22 protein-coding genes, 1 tRNA gene and 1 riboswitch are annotated in these 25,888 nt (G+C 65.2%); of the genes, 10 read left to right on the forward strand and 13 right to left on the reverse strand.

Features of this window, described 5'->3' with window-relative positions:
* Positions 1-3: 3 nt before the first annotated feature.
* From I6F35_RS24525 to I6F35_RS24545, 5 genes are all read right to left on the reverse strand, one after another.
* Positions 4-807 (reverse strand): glutamine amidotransferase, encoded by an 804-nt coding sequence (locus I6F35_RS24525; RefSeq protein ID WP_225120230.1) that lies wholly within the window; start codon positions 805-807, stop codon positions 4-6.
* Positions 808-941: 134 nt separating this feature from the next.
* Complete coding sequence (locus I6F35_RS24530) at positions 942-1,718, reverse strand: SDR family oxidoreductase (protein WP_225120231.1); 777 nt, start codon at positions 1,716-1,718, stop codon at positions 942-944.
* A gap of 230 nt (positions 1,719-1,948) precedes the next feature.
* Entirely contained in the window at positions 1,949-2,452 is a 504-nt protein-coding gene (locus I6F35_RS24535; protein WP_225120232.1) for a TerB family tellurite resistance protein, read from the reverse strand.
* A 276-nt stretch (positions 2,453-2,728) separates the two neighbouring features.
* The gene (locus I6F35_RS24540; protein ID WP_225120233.1) at positions 2,729-4,138 is read right to left on the reverse strand and encodes an adenylate/guanylate cyclase domain-containing protein; all 1,410 of its coding nucleotides are present in this window, start codon (positions 4,136-4,138) and stop codon (positions 2,729-2,731) included.
* A gap of 46 nt (positions 4,139-4,184) precedes the next feature.
* Positions 4,185-5,570: a cytochrome P450 gene (locus tag I6F35_RS24545; RefSeq protein WP_225120234.1), complete on the reverse strand. Its 1,386-nt coding sequence runs from the start codon at positions 5,568-5,570 to the stop codon at positions 4,185-4,187.
* Positions 5,571-5,816: 246 nt separating this feature from the next.
* Here I6F35_RS24545 and I6F35_RS24550 point away from each other — a divergent pair, with 246 nt between their 5' ends.
* Positions 5,817-7,508, forward strand: coding sequence for an MFS transporter (locus I6F35_RS24550; RefSeq protein WP_225120235.1), 1,692 nt, complete (start codon positions 5,817-5,819; stop codon positions 7,506-7,508).
* A gap of 110 nt (positions 7,509-7,618) precedes the next feature.
* Here I6F35_RS24550 and I6F35_RS24555 read toward each other — a convergent pair whose 3' ends face one another.
* A complete protein-coding gene (locus I6F35_RS24555; RefSeq protein ID WP_225120236.1) occupies positions 7,619-7,834 on the reverse strand; it encodes a hypothetical protein in 216 nt (71 codons plus the stop codon).
* Between the two features lie 285 nt (positions 7,835-8,119).
* Between I6F35_RS24555 and I6F35_RS24560 the strand changes: the two genes are divergently transcribed.
* Entirely contained in the window at positions 8,120-9,169 is a 1,050-nt protein-coding gene (locus I6F35_RS24560) for a polysaccharide deacetylase family protein (protein ID WP_225120237.1), read from the forward strand.
* A gap of 92 nt (positions 9,170-9,261) precedes the next feature.
* Here I6F35_RS24560 and I6F35_RS24565 read toward each other — a convergent pair.
* The 4 genes from I6F35_RS24565 to I6F35_RS24580 form a co-directional block, all read right to left on the reverse strand.
* Positions 9,262-9,337 (reverse strand) — tRNA-Thr (locus tag I6F35_RS24565).
* 92 nt (positions 9,338-9,429) lie between these two features.
* Positions 9,430-11,202, reverse strand: a complete 1,773-nt coding sequence (locus I6F35_RS24570; protein ID WP_225120238.1) for a heme biosynthesis HemY N-terminal domain-containing protein — start codon at positions 11,200-11,202, stop codon at positions 9,430-9,432.
* 7 nt (positions 11,203-11,209) lie between these two features.
* Positions 11,210-12,487, reverse strand: coding sequence for a hypothetical protein (locus I6F35_RS24575; protein ID WP_225120239.1), 1,278 nt, complete (start codon positions 12,485-12,487; stop codon positions 11,210-11,212).
* A 129-nt stretch (positions 12,488-12,616) separates the two neighbouring features.
* Positions 12,617-13,354 carry a uroporphyrinogen-III synthase gene (locus tag I6F35_RS24580; protein ID WP_225120240.1) on the reverse strand — a complete coding sequence of 246 codons (738 nt, stop codon included), beginning with the start codon at positions 13,352-13,354 and terminating at the stop codon, positions 12,617-12,619.
* 120 nt (positions 13,355-13,474) lie between these two features.
* Here I6F35_RS24580 and tsaD point away from each other — a divergent pair, with 120 nt between their 5' ends.
* The 3 genes from tsaD to I6F35_RS24595 are packed head-to-tail and all read left to right on the forward strand — an operon-like array spanning position 13,475 to position 15,948.
* The gene (tsaD, locus tag I6F35_RS24585; RefSeq protein WP_225120349.1) at positions 13,475-14,548 is read left to right on the forward strand and encodes a tRNA (adenosine(37)-N6)-threonylcarbamoyltransferase complex transferase subunit TsaD; all 1,074 of its coding nucleotides are present in this window, start codon (positions 13,475-13,477) and stop codon (positions 14,546-14,548) included.
* Positions 14,549-14,551: 3 nt separating this feature from the next.
* The gene (locus I6F35_RS24590; RefSeq protein ID WP_225120241.1) at positions 14,552-15,532 is read left to right on the forward strand and encodes an NAD(P)H-dependent glycerol-3-phosphate dehydrogenase; all 981 of its coding nucleotides are present in this window, start codon (positions 14,552-14,554) and stop codon (positions 15,530-15,532) included.
* Positions 15,533-15,534: 2 nt separating this feature from the next.
* Entirely contained in the window at positions 15,535-15,948 is a 414-nt protein-coding gene (locus I6F35_RS24595) for an EVE domain-containing protein (protein ID WP_225120242.1), read from the forward strand.
* A 324-nt stretch (positions 15,949-16,272) separates the two neighbouring features.
* Here the strand turns inward: I6F35_RS24595 and I6F35_RS24600 are convergent, their stop codons facing one another.
* Positions 16,273-17,421 carry a DNA topoisomerase IB gene (locus I6F35_RS24600; protein ID WP_225120243.1) on the reverse strand — a complete coding sequence of 383 codons (1,149 nt, stop codon included), beginning with the start codon at positions 17,419-17,421 and terminating at the stop codon, positions 16,273-16,275.
* Between the two features lie 359 nt (positions 17,422-17,780).
* Between I6F35_RS24600 and acs the strand changes: the two genes are divergently transcribed.
* The 3 genes from acs (at position 17,781) to I6F35_RS24615 (ending at position 20,972) form a co-directional block, all read left to right on the forward strand.
* Complete coding sequence (gene acs, locus I6F35_RS24605; RefSeq protein ID WP_225120244.1) at positions 17,781-19,733, forward strand: acetate--CoA ligase; 1,953 nt, start codon at positions 17,781-17,783, stop codon at positions 19,731-19,733.
* A 23-nt stretch (positions 19,734-19,756) separates the two neighbouring features.
* Positions 19,757-20,152 carry a Kazal-type serine protease inhibitor gene (locus I6F35_RS24610; protein ID WP_225120245.1) on the forward strand — a complete coding sequence of 132 codons (396 nt, stop codon included), beginning with the start codon at positions 19,757-19,759 and terminating at the stop codon, positions 20,150-20,152.
* 289 nt (positions 20,153-20,441) lie between these two features.
* Entirely contained in the window at positions 20,442-20,972 is a 531-nt protein-coding gene (locus tag I6F35_RS24615; protein ID WP_225120246.1) for a L,D-transpeptidase, read from the forward strand.
* A gap of 152 nt (positions 20,973-21,124) precedes the next feature.
* On the opposite strand, the gene I6F35_RS24620 is transcribed toward I6F35_RS24615, so the two are convergent.
* Positions 21,125-21,721 carry a thermonuclease family protein gene (locus I6F35_RS24620; RefSeq protein WP_225120247.1) on the reverse strand — a complete coding sequence of 199 codons (597 nt, stop codon included), beginning with the start codon at positions 21,719-21,721 and terminating at the stop codon, positions 21,125-21,127.
* A gap of 210 nt (positions 21,722-21,931) precedes the next feature.
* On the reverse strand, positions 21,932-22,129 hold the full coding sequence (locus I6F35_RS24625) for a DUF1674 domain-containing protein (protein ID WP_225120248.1): 198 nt from the start codon (positions 22,127-22,129) through the stop codon (positions 21,932-21,934).
* 185 nt (positions 22,130-22,314) lie between these two features.
* On the opposite strand from I6F35_RS24625, the gene I6F35_RS24630 reads away from it, so the two are divergent.
* Both I6F35_RS24630 and I6F35_RS24635 read left to right on the forward strand, forming a co-directional pair.
* Complete coding sequence (locus I6F35_RS24630; RefSeq protein ID WP_225120249.1) at positions 22,315-23,661, forward strand: RsmB/NOP family class I SAM-dependent RNA methyltransferase; 1,347 nt, start codon at positions 22,315-22,317, stop codon at positions 23,659-23,661.
* 189 nt (positions 23,662-23,850) lie between these two features.
* Positions 23,851-25,605: a heparinase II/III family protein gene (locus I6F35_RS24635; protein WP_225120250.1), complete on the forward strand. Its 1,755-nt coding sequence runs from the start codon at positions 23,851-23,853 to the stop codon at positions 25,603-25,605.
* A 185-nt stretch (positions 25,606-25,790) separates the two neighbouring features.
* Positions 25,791-25,872: riboswitch (ZMP/ZTP riboswitch) on the forward strand.
* Positions 25,873-25,888: the final 16 nt, after the last annotated feature.

Below are 25,888 nucleotides of genomic sequence, written 5' to 3' on the forward strand. Positions count from 1 at the left end.
CCCCTACTCCGCCGCCTCCGACATCACGGCCATCGGCACGCGCGCAAGCCAGTCGCCAATGAAATGCTTCAGCCACGCCCGCTCGATCGCGTCGTAGATAGCGCGGTCGGCAAAGTGCTGGTGGCGAGGACGGGCGCCGGGCGCGTCCATGCGGTCGCAACCGCGCGTGGTCCAGCAATGCATCATGGCGTAGGTAACATCGGGGTGAAACTGCAGGCCGAAGGCGTGTCCATACCGGAACGCCTGCACCGGAAAGTCGTCGCCCTCGGCGAGAAGCTCGGCGCCGTCAGGCAATTCGAATCCCTCGCGGTGCCAATGATAGACCTGCGCGGGCCAGTGGGCGCAAAGCGCGCGGCCCGCCTCGGTGGGGCGGATCGGATAGTAACCGATCTCGGCGCGGCCTTCCGGATGCGGCGCGACGGTCGCGCCGAGCTGCCTCGCGAGCATCTGAGCCCCCAAGCAGATGCCGAGAAACGGCCGCTGCTCGCGCAGCGGAATCTCGATCCAGTCGATCTCCCGCCGCACAAAATCATCGCCGTCATTCGCACTCATCGGGCCGCCGAAGATGATGGCACCGGCGTGCTCATCAAGCGTCTCGGGAAGCGGATCGCCAAACCGCGGGCGGCGTATATCCAGGGGATGACCGAGTGCCGCCAAGGCGTTGCCGACGCGGCCGGGCTTGGAGGTCTCCTGGTGCAGGACGATCAGGACCGGCAGCAGGGAGGCAGATTCGCTTGGGGTGACGACCGCGCGCCTTCCACCCGGGAAAGGCAGCACCAAATTGGCTTTTTCAGACCGTGACGACATCGACCTCAGGCGGCATGCAGCAAGCTGGCAGCATGCCTGAGTGATTCTTAATTTCAGGTGAGTTCACGCCAACTCATCGAAATTTGAAAGCAAATCACGGGCCAGATGGGCGGCCCATGGTCCGGAAAAGTGCGTCAGCGTCGACGGAGCTGGAAACCGCCGGACGCCGCCAGGATGAACGAGCGTGGGAACAATCGGAGCAGGAACGGCACGACCTTGATCGGGCCGGGCAGCACCGCGCGCTTGTTTGCCATCAAGCCGTGATAGGCCTGCCGCGCGACCTCCGCCGCCGAGACGTTGAGAATCGCGGAGTCGAATCCCGGCGCGAACCCGGCGCGGGCCTGGAATTCCGTCGGCACCGGCCCCGGGCAGACCACGGTGACACGGACGCCGTGCGGCGCAAGCTCCTTGCGCAACGCCTCCGTGAACGACAGCACATAGGCCTTGGAAGCGTAGTAGACCGCCATGCCCGGCCCCGGCAGGAAGCCGGCGATCGAGCCGAGATTGAGGATGCCGCCGCGATGGCGGATCACCGAATCCGTGAATCGCAGCGACAGGTCGGTCAGCGCGCGGATGTTGACGTTGATGATGTTGAGCTGTTCGGTCCGGTCACACTTGTTCGCATAGCCGAACACGCCGAAGCCTGCATTGTTGACGATATATTCGACCTCGACGCCGGCCTCAGCCAGCGCGGCGGCGATCTTGTCGCCAGCGTCGGATTGCACGAGATCACAGGGAATCACGATCGGCGTCGCGCCGCCCTTGGCCGCGATTTCATTTGCGAGCGCGGTGAGGCGCTCGGCGCGGCGCGCCACCAACGCCACACGATGACCGTTTGATGCGAAAACATGCGCCAGCTCGGTGCCTATGCCCGCCGATGCACCGGTAATCAGTGTCACACGCTCGGTCACGATCGAATGCTCATAATCAACTACAGGGCCCCACTACGAACGGCCGGACGAGAGCATAGGCTTGTGGCCGGGCGCAAGCCGTCCGCCGGAATATCGACATGCAACGCCGGCCGCGCCTTCAATCGGAACGCGCTATTTTCCGATCGATCGCGCTGCCAAACTACTTAGGGAATGTACATTAAAGTTTGGTCATCTGCACGGCGGCAAGCGAACAGCCCGCGAACGCCGTGTCAGATTGCCGCGTCCGCAACGCCCCAGGGACCCCGGGGCAGGCTCGCCTGCTTCTCGGCGACGCGACGCTTCAGATCGATGCGATCGCGCGAGGAAACGCCGAGCAGATCGGCGGCGCGCCACACCACATTGTCCTCGAACTCGCTGACCTGGCCGTCGGCATAGACCAGTTCCCACATCATCTCGACGATGCGCAGCCGACCCTCCTCATTGACCTGCCGCATAATGACGCTGGTGAAATGATAGAGATCGACCGCCTCGCCTTCGATCCGCGTCGCGGACGCGATCAACTTGTCCGCGGTGCCGGGATCGAGCCCAAAGCGGGTTTCGATCAGGCTGTGCAGCTTGCGCTTTTCGTTTGCGGTCGGCTCGCCGTCGATCGAGACGACGTGGACCAGCAGCGCGGTGGCGGCAAGGCGGTAATCATTGTCATCGAACGCACGATCGGCTTGCGCGTCGGGCGACACAATATCGGCAATGAACTGGCGAAGTCCGTCGAGCATCAACGCCTCTATCGCTTGACAGGTGTATTGGAGCTATATGGCGTGGAAACAGGGCTCGCGCAATTGCGCCGGTTCTGCGGCCTGCATTACGTTTAGGCAATCTCAGGCGTCGTCCCGCGAAGACGCGGACCCATAACCACAGGAGCCGTTGCTTGACGGAGGCGTCGAACAGATTGCCTCACAGGTAGATCACGCGGTGTGGGTCGCGGCTCAAGGCCGGGACGACGAAACGTCATTGTGAGCCAACGGGTCGCAATGACGGTTGGGACCGGCCACTCAAGGTATCTCGTACACCACCATCTTGTCGGCGATGCCGCGCAGGGCTGCTTCCTTCTGGATCGGCCGGATCTCCGCTTTCTTCAAAATCGAGAGCACTTCCGGCGAATCGATCACCGGCGTGGTGATGTGGATTTCCTGCTGGGTCGAGAGGCTCTGCACGCGTGCGGCGATATTCACGGTCTGGCCGAAATAATCCTGCCGCTCGTTCAGCATCACCGCGAGGCACGGACCTTCGTGGATCCCGATCTTGACGATCAGATCCTCCTTGCCGCGCTCGTCGTTGAGCTTCTTCATCGCCGCGCGCATGCGCAAGCCCGCGGCGAGCGCGTGTTCCGGCTTGATGAAGGTTGCCATGACGGCATCGCCGATGGTCTTGACGACCGCGCCGTGCTCGGAAGCGATGATCTCGAGCAGAGCATGGAAATGCGCGCGCACGAGATCGAAAGCCGCGAGATCGCCCACCCGCTCATAAAGCGCGGTCGAGCCCTTGAGATCGGTGAACAGGAAGGTCAGCGAGGTGATCTTCAATCGCTGGTCGACGTTGAGATTGTCGGCCTTGAAGACGTCGCGGAACGTCTGGTTGCTCAACATCCGCTTGGCAGTGAGAATCGGCTTGCGCCTGCCCAACATCTCGTGGAGCGCGTCGCCCGCGACCCAGACCGACGGCAATACGCGGACGCCGGCCTGATTTTCCAGCGAGAGCCGCAACGGCCCCGGCCGCAGCGACGTCGTGCCGGTCGGCGCCTGCAGCTTGTTGTAGACGATTGAAAGCTGCTGGCGATCGGTGGTCGGCTCGCCCTGGATGTCAAGGAAGTGTGCCGAATGCGTCACCGGCTCGAACACGATGACGAACTGACCGGGCAAATTCAGCGACAGGATCGCCTTCTCGCCGGCCGGCAGTTCGAGCGCTTCGAGCGTGGTTTCGTTGATCAGGTGTGAAAACGATTCTTCGTTGATGTCGACGCCCGAGCTCCAGAACATCTGCCGCACATAGTCCCAGAGCGGCAGCGTGTTGGGGTCATGCGCGCCGATGCGGCGGACCCGCGGGCTGACGGTGAAGGCGACCTCGACCATTTCGTCGACGGAAGCCTCGTAGCCGGCGGCGCAGAGCGCGCAATTGTAATCGTCATGACGCAGCGATTTCAGCGTGGAGTGCGCATCGAGCACCCCGCCACAGCCCGGACACAGCACATTCCAGCTCATGTCGAACAGGCCGAGCCGTGAGGCGTGGAGGAAGCCGGCAATGACCTTTTCCTCGTCGAGCCCGGTACGCCTGGCGAAGTCCAGCAGGTTGATGCGGTTGAGATCGCGATCGCGACCATCGGCGATCAGCCGCGCGATCTCGTCGACGACGGCCGGATCGGCCGTCTGTTTCAACACTGCGAACTGGGCCTGGGTGTCGCTCATGGCGGAACCTTAGATGAGATGACCCGCGCCGAAACGCAAGGTCTGGCTATCTCGGCGTGATCGCAAACATCGGCGAGTGGTCGGGCTGGGTCGTCACCACGCCGACCGGCATCACCGGCTGCTTGTCGACCAGCTCGACGCGGAAGGCGCCGATCAGTTTCGCCAGCGCCAGCGTCGCCTCGACCAGCGCGAAATGCGCGCCGATGCAGACCCGAGCGCCGACGCCGAACGGCAGATAGGCAAAACGATCCGGCGGCGTTCCGGTCATGAAACGCGACGGCACGAAAGCCGCCGGATCATGCCAGAGCTTCTCGTGCCGGTGCAGCAGCCACGGCGCGATCAGCACCACGTCGTGCTTTCTCACCGGCATGCCGGAGATGGTGTCCGCACCCGCCGCGGCGCGCGCGATCAGGAAGGCCGGCGGATAGAGCCGCATGGTCTCCTCGACGACGGCGCGGGTGAATTTCAGCCGCTCGATCTCGAGGCCGCCACTCGCGGCCACCGCCTGCGCCTCGGCGGCGAGATCCTCCTGCGTCGCCGGATCGAGCGAAAGCAGATAGAGCGCCCAGAACAAGGCGGTCGCCGTCGTCTCGTGGCCGGCAAGGATCATGGTCGCGATCTCGTCACCGAGCTGCGCGTCGGTGAAGGCCTGTCCGGTCTCGGGGTCGCGCGCCGCGACCATGAGGTCGAACAGGTCGCGCGGCGGCGCATCGCTCGTCTTGCCGGCAGCGCGGCGCTCCGCCATCAGCATGGCGACGAATGCGGTCCAGCGCTTGCGGAAACGGGCGCGCGCGAAGTCCTGCGGGCTCGGCCAGCTCAGGGGCAACACCATGTCCAGGAAATGCGGCCGCGCCAGCCGCGCGCCATATTCCATGACGAAATCCCGCAAGGTGCCGCCATGGCGATCCATGCCGAACGAGAACATGGTGCGGCCAGCGATCTCGAGCGTCATCCGCTGCATCGTCTCGCGGAGGTCCACCGGACGGTGGCTCACGGCCATGAGCTTTCCGATGGTCTCGTCGGTCACCGCGATCATGTGCGGCACCAGCGTCGTGATCGCGCGCGGCGTGAAGGCCGGTGCGAGCGTGCGGCGCTGGTGTTTCCAGGCCCGGCCTTCGGCGACCAGAAGACCGTCGCCAAGCATCGGGCGCAACACCCGGAAGGCGGCCGGCGTGCGCGTATAATTCTCATAGTTGTCGACCAGCACATGCCTGATCGCATCTGATGTATTGAGGATGAAGCTGCTGCGGCCGAAGAAGCGGCCGCAGACGATCTCCTCCTCATAGGCGCGCTGGCTCCAGCTTCCGATCGGGCTTTCGCGGATCGCCCTCATCCGCCTGAAGACGGACATGTCCTCGGGCGCGCGCGGCGGCGCCGGCGGCACCAGCCGCTTGCGCGTGACTGGCAGGTCGTAGAGCTCGGCTATGCTCATGGTGCTTGCTCCAGTCTCGAACCGCTAGTCTACGCTCTCCATCCGGGGGTGATGAAGACATAAAAGGGCGTCTTCCGGGAGAGTTCGCCTGAACACGCTCATTTGTTACCTCGCCAGCCTCTCCTCAAGCTCTCAAGCCATGTCTTTGCGGGGCCGAAATGACAGCAAGACGGCTGGACAATGCCGGCCTTTGACGGGCATCACTCCGCTGCCGGAATCAGCCAAACAGAGGACTACGGAACCACCATGACAGCATCGCCGCGACGCTCGAGCCTGGCCGCCGACGGCATCCTGGCGCCGCTTGTGCATTCGGTGTTCCGGCGCATCTGGCTGGCGAGCCTGCTCTCCAACCTCGGGATCCTGATCCAGGGCGTCGGCGCCGCCTGGGCGATGACGCAGATGACGTCGTCGGCCGACAAGGTGGCGCTGGTGCAGACCGCCCTGATGCTGCCGATCATGCTGATCTCGATGCCGGCCGGCGCCATCGCCGACATGCATGACCGCCGGGTCGTGGCGATGGTGTCGCTCGTGATCGCACTGGTCGGCGCCACGGTGCTGACGGTGCTTGCATGGCTCGATCTGGTGACGCCGAACATCCTGCTCGCGTTCTGCTTCATCGTCGGCAGCGGCATGGCGCTGTTCGGCCCGGCCTGGCAGTCCTCGGTCAGCGAGCAGGTCCCGCCCGAAACGCTGCCCGCCGCGGTGGCGCTGAACGGCATCAGCTACAACATCGCCCGCAGCTTCGGGCCGGCGATCGGCGGCATCGTGGTCGCAACCGCGGGCGCGGTGGCCGCCTTCGCGCTCAACGCCCTGTTTTATCTGCCGCTTCTGATCGTGCTGTTTCTCTGGGATCGCGTCAGCGAGCCGTCGCGACTGCCGCGCGAGCGGCTGAACCGCGCCATCGTCTCCGGCGTGCGCTACATCAATCATTCGCCAGCGATCAAGATCGTGCTGACACGCACGCTGGTGACCGGCATCATCGGCGGCTCAGTCTCCGCGCTGATGCCGCTGGTGGCGCGCGACCTCTTGCATGGCGGCGCGCAGACCTACGGCATCATGCTCGGCGCCTTCGGCATGGGCGCGGTGCTCGGCGCGCTGAATATCGGCGAGGTGCGCAAGCGGATGAGCGGCGAAGCGGCGGTGCGCGTCTGCGCCATTTTGATGGCCGGCGCGATTGCCGCGGTCGCGATCAGCACGCAGCCGGTGGTGACGGCGGCAGCGCTGGTGCTGGCCGGCGCGGTCTGGATGCTGGCGATCGCGCTGTTCAATATCGGCGTGCAGCTCTCGGCGCCGCGCTGGGTCGCCGGCCGCTCGCTGGCGGCGTTCCAGGCCGCGATCGCGGGCGGAATCGCGATCGGGAGCTGGGGCTGGGGCCGCCTCACCGATAGCGCCGGCGTCGAGACGGCGCTCCTGGTTTCCGCCGGGCTGATGCTGCTGTCGCCATTGCTGGGACTATGGCTCAGGATGCCGCCGATCGGCGCCCGCAACGAAGATGCCACCGAGGCGCTCGCCGATCCCGAGGTTCGCCTGTCACTCACCCCGCGCAGCGGCCCGCTGGTGGTCGAGATCGAGTATCGCGTCGCGCAGGACAACGCCCGCGCCTTTCACAATGTGATGCTGGAGGTGCAGCTCAGCCGGCAGCGCAACGGCGCCTATGGCTGGTCGATCGCGCGCGACATCGCCGATCCCGAATTGTGGACCGAGCGCTATCACTGCCCGACCTGGCTCGATTACCTGCGCCAGCGCAACCGCGCCACCCAATCCGAGCGAGAACTGCATCTAAAGGCGATAGCTTTCCATCTCGGCCCCGAACCGATCAGGGTGCGCCGCATGCTGGAGCGCCCGTTCGGCTCGGTGCGCTGGAAGGACGAGACGCCAGACCCCGGAGCCACCGAAGTGTTGCCTGTCGTCGCCACGGCGGCCGGGAGCAGCACCTGACCCTCACCGTCATTCCGGGGCGCGTCGAAGACGCGGACCCGGAATCTCGAGCTTGCTGACCTCTGGATTCCCGGTTCGCGCTGGCGCGCGCCCCGGAATGACATGAGCCGTTACTGCCCGTGCGCGGTCAGCGTCTGCTGGCAGGCCTTGGTCAGGCGGCCACGGTGCTCCTTCAGGCAGGCCAGCACGGCATCATCACCCTTGTCGAGATACGCTCGGCAGAATCGCGACGCGTCGCGCGTGCAGGCTTCCCGCCCCTGCTGCTGCTGCGCCGAGGCCGCGGACGCCACCAGAAGCAGCGGAATGACGAACAGCAATCTAGTCATTTCTCAAGCCTTCGTATGGGCAATAGGCAGGACAACGGCGTGCTATATTGTTCACGCACCTCGAAGAAAGGTTCAAACGACGGCACCCGCGGCTCGGTTCCGGCCGAACGGCCAAGCCTGCAAAGACGCTGTGCTGCATCGCCGCAAGCGTCTGTGATGACCATCACGCAGAATAGCGGCCTAATTTTCTTCACCAAACGAAAGCGCGTTGGGATCGCGTTAAGACCTCGTTGGCACTAATGGCTCGTTACGAGCGTGTGTCCCGAGTTTCCCAAGAGAGTAGCGATGCGTAATCCGATAGGCCTTTTGCTGGCCGTTGTTGTTTCGGCGGTCGTGATCGCCGGCGTGTGGTTCTGGACTGCTTCGCCACGGGCCGATGCGGCCCCTCCGCAAACCGTCGCCGCCCGGCCGGCGGATCCGCTGCCGCCAGCCGCCGCGAAATCGGCCGCCAAGGACGATGTCGAGACCACCGCCGCGGTGTCGAAACAGGCGGCTGCCGCCCCGGCGCCAGTGCCTGCTCCGGCACCTGCGCCGATGCAGGCGAAATCGACCTGCGCCAATCCCGATGCGCTCGGCGTCAGCCGCACCGTTGTCATCGATACCACGGGCGGGCCCGGCTTCGGCTTCCTGCAGTACAAGCAGTTCGATTTCCTCACCGACAAGGAGGTCGTGCTGACCTTCGACGACGGCCCGTGGCCGACCACGCCGGCGGTGCTGAAGGCGCTTGCGGACGAATGCACCAAGGCGCTGTTCTTCCCGATCGGCCTGCACACCACCTATCATCCTGATATCCTGAAGCAGGTCGCCGCCGCCGGTCACACCATCGGCTCCCACACCTGGTCGCACGCGCATCTCGACAGCAAGAAGCTGACGGAGCAGCAGGCCAAGGACGAGATCGAGAAGGGATTCAGCGCTGTGAAGATGGCGATCGGCACCGCGCCCTCGCCGTTCTTCCGCTTCCCGGCGCTCGCTCATACGCAAGTCACGCTCGCCCATCTGGCCAGCCGGAATATCGCGATGTTCTCCGTCGACATCGATTCGCTAGACTTCCGGTCCAGTTCGCCCGACCAGGTCGTCCAGACCGTGATGACCAAGCTGGACAAGCAGGGCAAGGGCATCATCCTGATGCACGATCTGCAGAAGCACACCGCGCAAGCCCTGCCGACACTGCTGCGCCGCCTCAAGGCCGGCGGCTACAGGGTGGTGCAGATGAAGGCGAAGGAGCCGCTGGAAACCCTGCCCGAATACGACGCCCTCCTGGTGAAGGACATGAAGGTCCCGGCAGTGAGCGCGCGTCCGCTGTCCAGCGTGGTCCAGACGGTGTCGCAGCAGTAGCTGATCGAACGACGCGCGCTGTTGTCGCCATGGCCGGGCTTGTCCCGGCCTTCGCGTTTTGAGGGCGTTCGGAAATATCAAAATGTGAGCGGTGGTGCCGCAAGAGGGACTCGAACCCCCGACCCCGTCATTACGAATGACGTGCTCTACCAACTGAGCTATTGCGGCGGACCCGTTCGGCGACAGGCCGGAAAATGCGTGCGCACTGATATCGGGCGTGGCCTCGATTGGCAAGGTTGACGCGGTCATTCGACCGCATCTCAGCTGCTCCAGCGGGACAGAAATCCGCGCCAGCCGCCGGCCTGGGCCTTTGGCGGGCCGATTTGCTCGGAAAATTCGTCGCGACTGCCGTCCTCCTCGATTCCGGGGTCGTCGGGGGCGCGCACGATGGGAATCACGGCCGGAATCGGCGCCGGCGGCGTCTTGGGGATGTCCTGGCGGGCGCGGAACAGCGGGGCGACCACTTCGGGTGATGATTCGGCTCGTGCCGGCTCGGGCGCTGGCGGGGCGGACGGCGCCGGCGGTGCGGCGGGCGCCGGTTCCATGGGGAGCGTAGCCGGCGGCGTGTTGTCCTGCTCCGCGGGCGGGGCTGTTTCGACCGGCTTCATGGGCTCGACCGGCTGCTCGGCCGCCGGCTCGACCGGATTTGGCGGCGGCGCGCTCGGCGCCCCCTTCGGCAGTTCGATCCGTTTCGAGGCCAGCATGGCTTCCTCGAACGGCGAGGATTCGATTGCCGGGCCCTTGTCGGACGGCAGTGCTGCGACCGGCGTCTTCCATTGGAAGGCATCGAGGCGGCCGGTGACCGGCGAGACCGGCCGCCAGCGGTCGCTGACATAGCCATCCGCGGTCCAGGCCGGATCGTGCAGCGCGCGCACCGCGCGCAAGGTCCAGGCGCGGGCACGGCCGCTGTCGCCATGCTCGGTGCGCTCGATCTCGGCCATCAGCAGCGCCACGCGCTGGGTTGCCGCGGCGATGAACGGGTTGAGCGCCTCGCGCGCCTTGGCGAATTCGGCGGCGTCGATCGCGGCGCGCGCGATCGCGAGCGCGCCTTCGATATGGCCCGGCGTCTTCGCCGCCAGCGTCTCGACCCGCACCAGCCGTTGCCGCGCGGAGTCCCCAAGCTTCACATGCGCATAGGCATCGGCGAGATCGGGATGCGGCTGCGACAGCCACGCGGTCTCGACGATCTTCATCGCGCGCCGCACCTGATGCGCCTCGCTCTCATATTTGGCGGCAAGCACCGCGGCCGGGATCAGCGTCGGCGCCAGCTTGATCGCCTCCATCACGCTGTCGCGTGACAGGTCGCGGTCGACGGTCTCGAGTTCGAGCGCGCGCGCCGTGAGCAGCACGCCGCGCTGCCGCCGATAGGTTGCCTTGTCGATCAGACCGGAGGTCTGGTTGTTGTCGAGAATAGCGAGCGCGCCGGCCCAGTCGCCCTTGGCACAGCAGAAGCCGAGCACGGCCTGCGAAGCCCATGGCGAGGACGGCGAAACCTTCAGCGCCTCTTCCGCAATCATGACCGCGGCAACCGCATCGTCGGAGCGCTGCGCCTCGATGAACAGGCCGCGCAAACCAAGCAGCCGCGTATCCTCGCGCTCGGCCATCGCGCGGAACGCGGCTTGCGCGCCGGCGCGATCGCCGTCGAGCTGCGCCGATTGTGCGTTGAGCAGCAGGGTGAGCGGATCGCTGCCGGCGTGACGCCGCGCGATTTGCGCATGCGACCGCGCCGCCGTGGAATCGCCATGGCCGATCGCGAGCAGGCCCTGGGTGATCGCATGACGGCCCCGCGCGTGACGGCGCTCGCGCCGGCCGCGTCGGATCCACGCCGGCATCCGCCACAGCAAGTACAGGATCGACAACAAAATGACGGCCGCGACGACGGCGATGCCAAGCCCCAGCGCGAACACCGGCAGCGTGGTCTCGATGCGCAAGCCGCCCGTGGACAGCACGACGTCGCCGGTCTGATCGGCGACCCATGCCGCGCCCGCCGCGGCGAGCGCGATCAGCACAAGAAACAGAATGATCCGGATCATCGAGAACCTACTGTCCGGCCTTCGCGAGCCCGGCCATGGCGTTGTCTGCGAATGCTCGCGAGGCCGCGAGTGCTGCGGCGCGCGCTTGCACTTTTTCGAGCCACGCTTGCGCCGCGGTGCGATCGGCGGGCGCCAGCGTCTTCAGTTCGCGCTCCGCCTCGGCAAGGTCGTTGCGCAGCGTGGCCTTGGTGATGCGCGCGACGATGCTGCCCGGGTCGGTGCCAGTTGCATCCGTGCGTTCGATGCGCACGAGCTTTGCCGCGCCCGCCTGCAGGCGATCGACGATGCCGGTACCGGTGGTGGCAGCGGCCGATGGTGGAGGCGGCGCGAGCTTGGGCACGATCTCGAGCAGCTCGCGGCAGAGCGCGCCGGCACTCGGCACGCCGGAAGCCGCGAACGCATCGAGCGGCTTGAGCGCATCGGGGTTTTCCGCAAACTGCTTGGCGGCCCCGAGCGGCGCCGCGTAGGCATCGCCATGGCGGACCGCGACGTCGAGCAGCGATGCGGCAACCACGCGGCGCAGCGGCATATCATCGGCCTGCTTTGCGTCGGCAGTGCCCACTTCCGCGATCTTGCTGCCTTGCTGGCCGAGTTCGGCTGCCTGCATGCGCACGGCGCTCTCGATCTTCGCGATGCGATCGTTGACAGCCGAAAGATCCGGCGCGGGAACGCCGCTATCGCGTGGCGCGGCCTTCGCCTGGTCGAGCGCGGCCGTCAGCCTGTCCGATTGCGCGCGTGATGCCGCGAGTTCGCCGCGCAGCGCGCTCACGGATTTCTCCAGCCCGTCGATCCGCGCGGTCGCCGCCGGATTGCTGATCCTTGATTCCAGTCCTGCGACGCGCCCCGTGAGTTCGTCGATGGCGCCGGCATTGAGCTGCGGCACCGGCGGCTGCGCCGGCTGCACCGCCGGCCAGCCGAGCAACCAGCCGACGCCGATCACCAGTGCGGCTGCGACCGCGCCCGAAACCGGCGCGACCACCCACGGCGAGATCGGCCGCGGCCGAGATTCGGACGGCGCAGGTTCGGGTTCCGGATCCGGCGCGGCCGCGGCGGTCTCCACGGCCGGCTCGGGTTGCGGTGGCGCCTCGGCAGCCTCCGTTTCAGCGCCTGCATTCTCGCCAGCCGCCTGCGCGTCATCCGTCTGGGCGGAATCCGTGTTGGGTACTTCCTTGGGCGCTTCGCTCGACACCTCGGTTGCCTTGAGATCGATGGTCGGCGGCGCACGGCGCGGCCGGGCGGACGAATCCGCCCCTGATTCGCTATCTTCGGGCCTCTGATCGACCATGCAGCGGTTCCCTTAACCAGTTGCGACGCCAAGATTTAGCAGACTAGCGCATGATCCGGAAAAGCGGGCACCGGTTTTCCGAAAAGATCACGCTCAAACAAGGAGCTAGAGCCGGTTCTCTTAAGCCAATCAGGGCCGCAAAGCACGCGCCAGGGCCTCGAATAACGCATTTTCGTCCGGCGAGACGGCGGTGATGACCTTGGTGGCTCCGGCCTCGCGCAGGACGGCGGCGACGCCCGCCGAAATGCAACAGTGTGCCAGCGCCAAGGCCGATATTTCGAGGCCTTCGGCTCGCACCGCGTCGAGAAACGCCCGTGCGCTGCGGCGGGAATAATGCAGCACCGCCTCGATGCGACCCGCCATGAAAGCGTCACACACCTGCCGCGGCAGGCCCGTCACCGGGATCATCCGGTACGTCGTGCGGGTGACGACCGTGAAGCCTGCGTCGCCCAATTCGCCGGCGAGATCGCGCGAAAGGTCGGCGCCGGCGAGATAAAGTAAAGTCGCCGCCTTTTTCAGTTTCCTGGCCTTCCTGCGCGCCCGCACCAGCTCGCTCAGCGCCGTGGCATCCCCGCTGGCGCTGAGCACCTCGGCGAACCCGGCCTCGCGCGCCGCGGCGGCGGTATGGTCACCGACCGCAAACAGCGGCAGGCGAAGCAGCGCGTGGCCGGCAAGCTGGGGCGCAGCGGCGCGCAGCGCGTTGGCGCTGGTGACGATGACGGCGTCATAGCGAGCATCATCTTCTTCCTGGAACGGCAGCGCCTCCAACCGCAGCATCGGCGCGAGCAGGACCTCAAAACCCCGGCTGCGCAAGCTGTCGGCAGTGGCCTCACCGTCTCCCTGCGGGCGCGTGACAAGAACAGCCATCTTCAGGCTTTCAGGAGCGACATTTGGGGCTGAACCGACGATTGCACGCTGTGACCTCACAATGCTACCGAGTGACAGCAAGCGATAGCACAAGGACCGATCTTGGGTAACGACACGCCGATGCTGGTGTTGGGTATAGAGACCACCTGCGATGAGACCGCAGCCGCCGTGGTCGAGCGCCAGAGTGACGGCAGCGGGCGGATTCTCTCCAATATCGTGCGCTCGCAGACTGAAGAGCATGCGCGCTTCGGCGGCGTGGTGCCGGAGATCGCCGCGCGCGCCCACGTCGATCTGCTCGACGGCATCGTCGATCGCGCCATGAAGGAGGCTGATGTCGGTTATGCGCAATTGTCCGCCGTCGCTGCCGCCGCAGGCCCCGGCCTGATCGGCGGCGTCATCGTCGGCCTCACCACGGCAAAGGCGATTGCGATGGTGCACGACACGCCGCTGATCGCGGTGAACCATCTGGAAGCGCATGCGCTGACGCCGCGGCTCACCTGCGCGCTCGCCTTTCCCTATTGCCTGTTCCTGGCCTCCGGCGGCCATACCCAGATCGTTGCCGTGATCGGCGTCGGCCAATATGTGCGGCTCGGCACCACTGTCGATGACGCCATGGGCGAGGCCTTCGACAAGGTCGCGAAGATGCTGTCGCTGCCCTATCCGGGCGGGCCGGAGGTGGAGCGCGCGGCCGCGAGCGGAGATGCCACGCGCTTTGCGCTTCCGCGACCGATGCTCGGTCGCCCCGACGCCAATTTCTCGCTGTCAGGCCTGAAGACCGCCGTGCGCAACGAAGCGAGCCGATTGGCGCCGCTGGAGCCGCAGGATGTCAGCGATCTCTGCGCCGGGTTTCAGGCAGCGGTACTCGAATCGACCGCGGACCGGCTGAGTGTCGGCCTGAAATTATTCCAGGAGCAGTTTGGTCCGCCGCGCGCGCTGGTCGCCGCCGGCGGTGTCGCCGCCAATCATGCGATCCGCGGCGCGCTGCAGGATGTCGCCGCCAATGCACAGACGACGCTGATCATTCCGCCGCCGGCGCTCTGCACCGACAATGGTGCGATGATCGCCTGGGCTGGCGCCGAAAGGATGGCGCTTGGCCTCACCGACACCATGGACGCGCCGCCCCGCGCGCGCTGGCTGCTCGACGCCAACGCCAAAGCGCCGGCGGGCTACGCCAACACCCGCGCGGGATTTTAGCCGATGCCGGCGCATCAATCCGTTGGCGTGATCGGCGCCGGCGCGTGGGGCACAGCGCTCGCGGCTGTCGCGGCGCGGGCCGGCCGCGCTGTCACGCTCTATGCGCGAGACGCAGCGCATGCTGCGCAGATAGAGGCGACGCGCGCCAACCCCAGGCTTCCCGGCGTGCTTCTCGATGCCAGCATCAAGGTGACCGCAGATATCGCTGCGATTGCTCGCGCCGATCTCATCCTGGTCGCGACGCCCGCGCAGCATCTGCGCGCTGCCGTCATGCATCTGGCGCCGCAACTTGCAAAGGGTGCACCGGTGATCGCCTGCGCCAAGGGCATCGAGCGCGGCACCCACAAGTTCATGACCGACGTGATTGCGGAAGCCGCGCCCGATGCGACGCCGGCGATCCTGTCGGGACCAAGTTTTGCCGACGACGTCGCACGCGGGCTTCCAACAGCGGTGACGCTGGCGACAAGAGATGAAGCGCTCGCGAGCGCGCTGGTGCAGGCGCTGGGATCGCCGACATTCCGGCCTTATCACACGAGCGATGTCCGCGGCGTCGAGATCGGCGGCGCCGCCAAGAACGTGCTGGCGATCGCGGCCGGCATCGTGGCTGGCCGCGATCTCGGAGCATCGGCGCTTGCCGCCTTGACCACGCGCGGCTTCAGCGAGCTGGCGCGGCTCGGTCGCGCCTGCGGCGCCCGCGCCGAAACATTGGTGGGACTGTCCGGCCTCGGCGACCTGATCCTGACCTGCTCCAGCCTGCAGTCGCGCAATTTCGCGCTCGGCATTGCGCTTGGCCGCGGCGAACGGCCGGCGACCGGCAAGCTCGCGGAAGGAGAATTCACGGCCCCGGTGCTGATCGAGCTCGCCGCTTCGCAAAACATCGAGATGCCGGTATCAAATGCAGTCGCAGCGATTCTCGGCAAGCAATTGACGATCGATGCGGCGATCGAGGGCCTCTTGACGCGGCCGTTCAAGGCGGAGGGATGACGATGGCGTATTGGCTGGTGAAATCCGAACCGTCGAGCTGGTCCTGGGACCAGCAGGTGGCAAAGGGCGCCAAGGGCGAGGCCTGGACCGGCGTGCGCAATTTCACCGCGCGCCAGAACCTCGTGAACATGAAGAAGGGCGACAAGGCCTTCTTCTATCACTCCAACGAGGGCAAGGAGATCGTCGGCATCGCGGAAGTCATCAAGGAGTCCTATCCCGACCCGACCGACAAGACCGGCAAATTCGTCTGCGTCGACATCAAGGCCGACAAGCCGTTGAAGACGCCGGTCACGATCGGCGCGATCAAGGCCGAGCCGAAGCTCGCCGACATGGCGCTGGTGAAATATTCGCGGCTCTCGGTGCAGCCGGTCACCGCTGAAGAATGGAAGATCGTCTGCAAGATGGGCGGGCTGTGACAAGCGCCGCTGCCTAAAGCGTTTTCGAGCGAAGTGGATACCGGTTCGCGTGAAGAAAACGCGTCAAAACAAGAATCTAGAGCTTCGGTTCTGATTCAATCAGAACCGAAAACGCTCTAGGGTGGGCAAAGCGCAGCGTGCCCACCTCCACGAGCGGAGTGCTTGACGGTGGGCACGCTACGCTTTGCCCACTTACAAACTACCAACGCTGGAAGACCTCATCCTGAGGAGCCTGCGGAGCAGGCGTCTCGAAGGATGGCCGCGGGCTCGATCGGGGCCTCACGGTTCGAGACGCCGCTTTGCGGCTCCTCACCATAGGGGCTACTACACCGCCGCTGCGGTCACCACCTGCGCCAATAGCTGCTCGCGCTTGGCTTGCGTGCGATAGCCCTTCATGGTCGCGGCGAAGCGCTCCAGGATGCCGTCCTCGAAGGCGGTGACGATGGTGTCGTGAACATAGCTCTTGCGACAGATCGCTGGCGTGTTGGAGAGTTCATCGGCCGCGGCACGCACCGCTTCCAGCACCTGCTTCTTGCGGCCGCGGGCGCTGGACGCCGGCGTGATCCGCGACAGCGATTCCAGCACCACGGCGGAAGCCATCAGCGTGCGGAAATCCTTCAGCGAAATCTTGATGCCGGCGATCTCACGCAAGAACGTGTTGACCGACGTCGTCGAGGCCGCGCGCACGGTGCCGGACTTGTCGCGATACTGGAACATGCGCTTGCCCGGTACCGTGCGCAGGATGCCGATCGCGCGCACCAGCTTGGCCGCGTCGCATTCCTTGCGCACCGCCTTGCCGCCCTTGGCCTTAAAGGTCAGGACCAAGGAGTCGTCTTCCAGCGTGACGTTGGATTTCAAAAGCGTTGTGGCGCCGCGGGTGCCGTTGAGCCGGGCATAGGATTCATTGCCGGGACGGATCGCCGTACGCGCGATCAATTCGATCACCGCCGACAGCGCGAATTCGCGCGTCGGCTCATCGCCGGACAGATATTTCGAGACGTTGCGCCGGATCTTCGGCAGCGCGCCAACCAGCTTTGCCAGCCGATGCGCCTTGCGATGCTCGCGCACCTTCTCCCAGTCGGCGTGATAGCGGTATTGCAGCCGTCCGGCGGCGTCGCGGCCGACCGCCTGCAAATGCGAACTCGGATCGTGGGAGTAGCGCACCTCGCGATAGGCCGGCGGCACCGCCATCGCGTGCAGGCGACGGATGGTCCTGGCGTCGCGGATGCGCGACCCATTGGCGCGGACGAAGGCATAGCTCTTTCCGCGCTTGAGGCGGCGGATCGTCAGCACCGCCTGGTCGCCGAGTTTCAGCCCCAGCTCCTCGGCGAGTTCCTTTACCGAGGTCCTGATCGCGATCTTCTGCTTGGGGGTGGGCAGTTTGGGCGGCCATTGACCCAGTGCTTTCGCCAAAGGCAGGGTCGGATCGGCGGAAACGGGCCGCGTAGCCACAAAATTCTGCTGATCCATCATGACCGTTGACGCCTTGGCTCCACTGTTTGTCGGTAATGCCGATTTTTATGGCTTGGTTCCGGAGGCCCCTGGCCCCGGGAACGCCATTTAGGGGGTTGCTTGGGTTTTTGCGAGTCGCGAATCAGTCATTAACGGTTTCTAAATACCGTTCATGGGTGCCATTCGCGCGATAACGTTGATTTTGACTTCGCTCAAAACGTGATTTTGATCGCTCCGGTCCAATGGAACCAGGACAGCCGACCAAGGTCCAAGACGGCGGCGCTTGTCCGGGTGTTGTCCGGCGACGCATAATTACCGTAACGATCAAGACGGCCCGCAACACCGGGATGACGCGGGCCTGATCTCGAGTGGAGGGGATAATGTCCGAGAAGATCTACGACGTCTCAGCCGATTGGGCCAAGCGCGCCTATGTCGACGACGCCAGGTACCGGGAGATGTACGGGCGCTCGGTTTCCGACCCCAACGGCTTCTGGGCGGAGCACGGCAAGCGCATCGACTGGATCAAGCCCTACAGCAAGGTCGAGAACGTCTCCTTCGCGCCCGGCAACATTTCGATCAAATGGTTCGAGGATGGCGTGCTCAACGTCGCCTGGAACTGCATCGACCGCCATCTCGAGACCCGCGGCGACCAGACCGCGATCATCTGGGAGGGCGACGATCCCTCGAAGTCCAAGCACATCACCTACCGCGAGCTGCACGACGAAGTCTGCCGGATGGCCAACATCCTGCGCAACCGCAACGTCGAGAAGGGCGACCGCGTCACCATTTATCTGCCGATGATCCCCGAGGCCGCCTATGCGATGCTGGCCTGCGCGCGGATCGGCGCCATCCATTCGGTGGTGTTCGCGGGCTTCTCGCCCGACAGCCTCGCCCAGCGCATCAACGACTGCAAATCCAAGGTGGTCATCACCGCCGACGAAGGATTGCGCGGCGGACGGAAGGTGCCGCTGAAGGCCAATGTCGATGCGGCGCTTTCCCGGACCGAGGGCGTCGACTGGGTCGTCGTGGTCAAGCACACCGGGGCTGCCGTCGACATGAATCCGACCCGCGATTTCTGGTACCACGAGGCGGCCGAGATGGTGACGACGGACTGCCCGTGCGAACCGATGCACGCGGAAGATCCGCTGTTCATCCTCTATACGTCAGGCTCGACCGGCCAGCCCAAGGGCGTGCTGCACACCTCCGGCGGCTATCTCGTGTTCGCGTCGATGACGCATCAATACGTGTTCGACTATCACGACGGCGACGTCTACTGGTGCACCGCCGACGTCGGCTGGGTGACGGGTCACAGCTACATTCTCTATGGGCCACTGGCGAACGGCGCGACCACGCTGATGTTCGAAGGCGTGCCGAACTATCCGGACAATTCCCGGTTCTGGAATGTCATCGACAAGCACAAGGTCAACATCTTCTACACCGCGCCGACCGCGATCCGCGCCTTGATGCAGGGCGGCGACGAGCCGGTGAAGAAGACGTCGCGCAACAGCCTGAGGCTGCTCGGCTCGGTCGGTGAGCCGATCAATCCGGAAGCCTGGGAATGGTATTACCGCGTGGTCGGCGACAGCCGCTGCCCGATCGTCGACACCTGGTGGCAGACCGAGACCGGCGGCATCCTGATCACCCCGCTGCCCGGCGCCACCAAGCTCAAGCCGGGCTCGGCGACGCGGCCGTTCTTCGGCGTGGTGCCGGAGATCGTCGATGCCGAGGGCAAGGTGCTCGAGGGCGAGGCCACCGGCAATCTCTGCCTGGTCAAATCCTGGCCCGGCCAGATGCGCACCGTCTATGGCGATCACGCCCGTTTCGAGCAGACCTATTTCTCGACCTACAAGGGCAAGTATTTCACCGGCGACGGCTGCCGGCGCGACGCCGACGGCTATTACTGGATCACCGGCCGTGTCGACGACGTCATCAACGTCTCCGGCCACCGCATGGGCACTGCCGAGGTCGAGAGCTCGCTGGTGGCGCATGCGGCGGTCTCCGAAGCCGCCGTGGTCGGCTATCCCCATGACATCAAGGGCCAGGGCATCTACGCCTATGTCACGCTGATGGCAGGCACGCAGCCGAGCGAGGAGTTGCGCAAGGAGCTGGTCGCCTGGGTCCGCAAGGACATCGGTCCGATCGCCTCCCCCGACTTGATCCAGTTCGCGCCGGGCCTGCCCAAGACCCGCTCCGGCAAGATCATGCGCCGCATCCTGCGCAAGATCGCCGAGGATGAACCGTCAAGCCTCGGCGACACCTCGACGCTGGCCGATCCCGCCGTGGTCGATGATCTCGTCAAGAACCGGCAGAACAAGAAGGGTGCCGCGGTTTAAGACTGCGGCAAAGGGGGGCGTTCATGCGGGTCTATCTCGGTCGTCTTGCCGCCGCGGCATTGCTCGCCGCGGCCGGCCTTCTGCTCGGCACCCTCAGCTTGCGCGCGGCGAACCTCGACGAAGCCTGCGGAGGGTCGGGTAAGATCACCTGCAACTCGGCGCTGTTCTGCCGCAAGGAGGTCGGACAGTGCGGCGTCGAGGACGCCAAGGGCACCTGCGAGAAGGCCCCGGCCTTTTGCATCCGGATTCACCGGCCGGTCTGCGGCTGCAACGGCAAGACCTACCCGAACGAGTGCGAAGCGCGCCACGTCAAGGTCGCGATCGACTATGCCGGCCCTTGCAAGAAGGCGCCGGGTGCCGCCGAGCCGAAGCCGGAGAAGCAGCCCGCGAGCAAGAAAAAGAAGAAGTCGAGCACGTAGGCACCCGCTAGTGTCGGCATCGTCTCACGCGATCGTCAGGCGGATCGCAGCGATGGCGGCGCGTTCGCCGTCACGTGTTGTTTCCGGGTCATTTACTTTGTTTCCAACTTTTCTTTTCTTGCCGCCATCGCAAGCCATCCCACGCCCGACACAAAAAACAGCCGGTTAATAAACGCGGCCAAGAATATCTGGTGCGAACGGCAGGCCCGCGCCTGACCGGCGGCGCGATATCTGAGGGCCCCCGAGATCTCAGGGTGCTGAAAAAGGGCGGCTGGAAGTGGAGAGCTTCATGTCTATGAGGGTCGCGGTGGCCATGGCTGCCACCTTTGGGCTGGGCGCATTTGGGCTGGGTGCATTAATGCCCACGGCGGCGCAAGCGCGGCCGGAAGTGGTTGACATGCACGACGACCATTATTCTCCGGGCACGATCGTGGTGAGGACCAGTGAACGACGCCTCTATCTCATTCTCGATTCGGGTCATGCCATGCGTTACCCGGTCGGCGTCGGCAAGGCCGGCAAGCAGTGGGCCGGTACCACGCAGATCGACGGCAAGTATCTCCATCCGGCCTGGTCACCGCCCGCCGAAGTCAAGCGCGACAAGCCCTCGATGCCCGACGTGATTCCCGGCGGCTCGCCGAGGAATCCGATGGGCGTTGCGGCGATGACGCTCGCCGGCGGCGAATATGCGATCCACGGCACCAACGTGCCGGGCTCGGTCGGCGGCTTCGTCTCCTACGGCTGCATCCGCATGCTGAACGACGACATCACCGACCTCTATTCCCGCGTCCCGGTCGGCGCCATCGTGGTCGTCACGCACTGATTTCTAGAGCATGATGACTTTTCTTCGAATCGTCATCCCGCTCTAGCTCTCTGTTTGAGCATGATCTTTTCGGAAAACCGGTCTCCACTTTTCCGGATCATGCTCTAGTAGCCGGGTGAAGCGCAGCGCAACCCGGGACCGCGCGGCTTCCTTCATTCCCAGAAGCGCCGACTCCTCGCGCACCAGCCGAAGCGGTGGCCGCCATTGTAGCTGCGCACATGGCCTGCCGCGAGCAACGCCGCCGAGACATTGTCGGTACGCCTGGTCGCGACGTCAGCGACGACGCGTCCCTGATATTTGTCGGGACCGATATTGTAGATCACGACACCGCCCTGGCTGAGCAGGCTGCGCAAGGCATCGGTCGCGGTCTCTGCCTTTTCAAATTCTTCCCGGCATGATGCCTTCAACTCCGGCGCGTCGATCCCGCGCAGGCGCACATGGGTCATGAGATCTCGCCCCTGCTCCAGATGCACGCGCGCCTCGAACGTATCACCGTCGATCGTTCTGACGACGTCGACGGCGCGGCGGACATCGGACGTAGCGGCGCGCTGCCAGATCGCATCGGCATCCTGCACGCGGCCACTGCCCCAATGCGGGAGCTGCCAAGGCAGCCATTGCCGGATCGGCAGCATCGTGCCGAGCGCAATGCCGATCACGAACACCCATGGCAAGGCAGCCGAAAACCGGCGGCCAAATGGAGAGCGACGAAACGATTGCCGGTACGGGGTGATTCGCTCGCGGAAAGGCATTGCGCCACGCTAGGGCATGATCCGGAAAAGTGGAATCCGGTTTTCCGAACAGAACCTCGTCATTGCGAGCGCTGCGAAGCAATGACGGATGTAGAGAGCATGCGCCACAACGAGGATCTGTAGGGTAGGCTCGGTCCGATGCCTGCTTCACCTCTTCCCGACGGGGAAAGATACGGCGGCGTCAACTCGAATTATCTCATCGCGACCATGTCAGAAGTCCGACGCGATGCCTTTGCTCTCCCAATCGCCGTAGCGCGTCGGTTCCGGTCCCTTCGGCCCCTGAACTTCCTTCTGCATTGGCTGGGCGCTCGCCGCCGCGGCCTTCCGTCGCGCTTCAGCTTCAGCGAGTGCACGCTGCGCGGCCGGCGTCAGCGGCTTGCGTTCCGGCGGTGACGCATGCTCGGTCATGATACGGTTTTCCTGCAACAATTTTTATATCGCGGACAGCCGTAAAGCTTTGGCATCACGATCACGAAATTAGAAGACCGATTCTTACATTTGGCATATTCGCATGCCACAGCTCTTGTCTCTCCCCGCACGATGGCATGAGCCGCGGCGCTATCCGCTTTCCCCGATTGAGATATTTCCGCTCCATGCCTCCTTCAAGATTTGCAGCATCGATCGAAGTGCCCGGCCTCGCGGCGCGACGGATCGCAGCCGACATTCTGGACGGCGTGCTGCACAAGCATCGCACGCTCGACGACCAGCTCGACGGCACCGGCGCCCATCCCGGCCTGAAGACGCTTGCCGATCGCGATCGCGCGCTGATGCGGCGATTGGTGTCGACGATCCTGCGCCGGCTCGGAACTCTCGGCCATGTCTTGTCGCGCCTGCTCGATCGCGGCATCCCCACCGACGCGCCGCGCGCGCAGAGCGCACTCTTGATCGGTGCCGCGCAGATCCTCTGGATGGACGTCCCCGATCATGCCGCGGTCGATCTGTCGGTGCGGCTCGTGCAATCGGATCGGCGCGCCGCGAAATATGCCGGCCTTGTCAATGCCGTGCTCCGCCGCTGCGCGCGCGAGGGCCATACGCTGGTCGAGGAGGTCAAGACACAGACGCTGGATCTTCCGCATTGGCTGCTCGCGCGCTGGACCGCCCACTACGGCGAATCCGTCGCGCGCGAAATGGCGCTTGCCGTCGCGAGCGAGCCCTCGCTCGACCTCACCGTGAAATCCGATCCGGCGCAATGGGCGAGCCGGCTGCACGGCGAGACATTGCCGACGGGAACCGTGCGCACCTTGTTGCATGGCTCAGTGACAATGCTGCCGGGTTTTCCAGAAGGGCAATGGTGGGTGCAGGACGCTGCCGCCGCACTTCCGGCGCGGCTGTTCGGCGACATCAAAGGCAAGCGCATCGCCGATCTCTGCGCCGCGCCCGGCGGCAAGACGGCGCAGCTTGCCTATGCTGGCGCGCAGGTGACCGCCGTCGATCGCTCGCCGGCGCGGATGGCGCGGCTGCGTGACAATCTTGCGCGGCTTGGGCTCGAAGCTGAGTGCATCGTCGCCGACGCCATCGAGTGGCCGGGCGACGCTGGCGGCTTCGACGGCGTGCTGCTCGACGCGCCCTGCACCTCGACCGGCACCATTCGCCGCCATCCGGACGTGGCCTGGTTGCGACAGGAGGCCGACATCGCGACCCTGGCCGCGCTGCAGAAGCGGCTGCTGCAAAAGGCCGTCACGCTGCTCAAGTCAGGCGGAACGCTGGTCTATTGCACCTGCTCGCTCGAACCGGAAGAGGGCGAGCAGCCCATCGCGGCGCTGCTCGGGAGCGAATCAGGCCTGCGCCGCGTCCCAATCACCCCAAGCGAAGTCGCCGGTCTCTCCGAGCTCATCACCGCCGACGGCGACTTGCGCACGTTGCCCAGCCATCTGCCCCATGTCGATGCCAAGCTTGGCGGATTGGACGGATTTTACGCCGCGCGGCTGGTTAAATCCTGATTTCATTGGATTTTCGTCGTCATTTGAGCGTGATCCCAGCGCAAACGCCTTGCGCTTGTCGCGCGGAAAACCCGTGCCACCGTTCCGGATCGCGCTTCACCTGATTCGCGCCGTTTCAAGATGGTGTCTTGGCGGCGTTTCCGGATTAAAAGGATTCGCTAGGCTCTCTCCTCCCCTCAAAGGTTAGGTGTGTCCGTCGCTCAACGCAGACGTATCTCGACGCTGATTGCCGGCCGCTTCGCGCGCAGCGTGGCGGCGCGCGCCAGCGGTGGAACCGTTGCGCTGTCGCGATTGTGGCCCGGCCGCACCGACCGCCTGATCATCGCCCCGCATGACCTGCGCACGGCGGACGCCACCCGTGCCGCGGAAATCTATGCCGGCCGCTTCGTGTTCGCCGGCAAGATCGTGACCTGCCACGGCCGCTCGATCTTCGACCTCGAACCACCGTCGGAGGATTGGGAGGCGGCCCTGCTCGGCTTCGGCTGGCTGCGGCATCTGCGTGTCGCCGATACCGCCCTCACCCGGGCCAATGCGCGTTCCCTGATCGACGACTGGATGTCGAACGCTTCCCGCAAGCGGCCGCTGGAGCGCCGTGCCGACGTAAGGGCGCGGCGCGTCATCTCGCTGTTGTCGCAGGCGCCGCTGGTGCTCAGCGATACCGACGGGAAATTCTACCGAAAATATCTGCGCGGGCTCGGCCGCGAGATCCGTTATCTGCGCTACGGCATGTTCGATGTCGCCGATGGCGTGCCGCGGCTGCAGGTCCTGATCGCGCTCTGCTACGCCTCGCTCTGCCTTGCCAACCAGGCCCGCTACATCCGCTCGGCGACGCGACGGCTGTCCGACGAATTCCAGCGGCAGATCCTGCCCGACGGCGGCCATATCTCGCGCAATCCCGGCGCGCTGGTGGAACTGCTCAGCGACATGCTGCCGCTACGCCAGACCTTTGCCGCCCGGAACATCGCCCCGCCGCCGGCGCTGCTCAACGCCATCGACCGCATGATGCCGATGCTGCGCTTCTTCCGCCATGGCGACGGCAGCTTCGCGCTGTTCAACGGCATGAGCACCGCGCCGTCCGACCTCGTCGCCACGCTCCTGGCCTATGACGACGCCCACGGCGCGCCGATGGCGAGCATGCCGCATACCGGCTATCAGCGGCTCGATGCCGGCAACATGACCGTGATCATCGATACCGGCCCGCCGCCACCGCCGAGCGTCAGCCAGGATGCCCATGCCGGCTGTCTGTCGTTCGAGCTTTCGTCCGGACCGAGCCGGATCGTCGTCAATTGCGGCATGCCGGCCACCGGCCGCGACAATTGGCGGCCGTTTGCGCGCTCGACCGCGGCGCATTCGACGCTGACCTATCACGACACCTCATCCTGCCAGTTCGTGGAGATGTCGGCCATGAAGCGCCTGCTCAAGGGCGCGCCGATCACCAGCGGTCCGAGCAATGTCGAGAGCTATCGCGAGGTGACGAGCAATGGCGATGTCCTCACCACCTCGCATGACGGCTACCTCTCGCGCTTCGGTCTCATCCACCACCGCGTGCTGATGGCGGCGCAAGACGGCTCGAGGCTCGACGGCGAGGACACGCTGTCACCGCCATCGGGCGGCCGCATCCGCGGCCACGACAGCGAATATGCCCTACGGTTTCATTTGCATCCGTCGGTGAAGGCGAGCCGGCTTTCGGATGCCCGCGGCGTGATGCTGGTGCTGCCGAACCGCGACGTCTGGACCTTCGAGGCGCTCGACGACAAGGTCGATCTCGAAGACAGCGTGTTCCTTGCCGGCAATGACGGCCCGCGCCGCACCTCTCAGATCGTGATCCGGCAGGATGCCAGGCAGGTCTCCACCATCCGCTGGAGCTTCGTACGCTCCACCACCTCGCCGTCACAGACCAATGCCCGACGCAACGCCCGCCGCGAGCCGGAACTGCCGCTGTAGAGCGTTTTTGAGCGAAGCATGCCCTCGGACTTGATCCGAGGGTAGATACCGGTTCGCATAGCAATCAAGTTTACGCAGATTGCGTAGACTTATCTGCGCAGAAAACGCGTCAAAACAAGAATCTGGACGCGCGCCGTCCAAGCGCTTTGGGCCGTTGTGAAAATCGTCGAAAGCTGCTAACGAGCATTCGCTCGCGCGACTGGCGACCTTGGATGGAGCACCATCGGGAAGCGCGGGATAGATCTGCCGCGCGCCTGGGCATAGGTACTCCCTGACAGAGGAT

It is taken from the genome of Bradyrhizobium sp. BRP22 (genome assembly GCF_020194175.1).
In the GTDB taxonomy this organism is placed as follows: domain Bacteria; phylum Pseudomonadota; class Alphaproteobacteria; order Rhizobiales; family Xanthobacteraceae; genus Bradyrhizobium.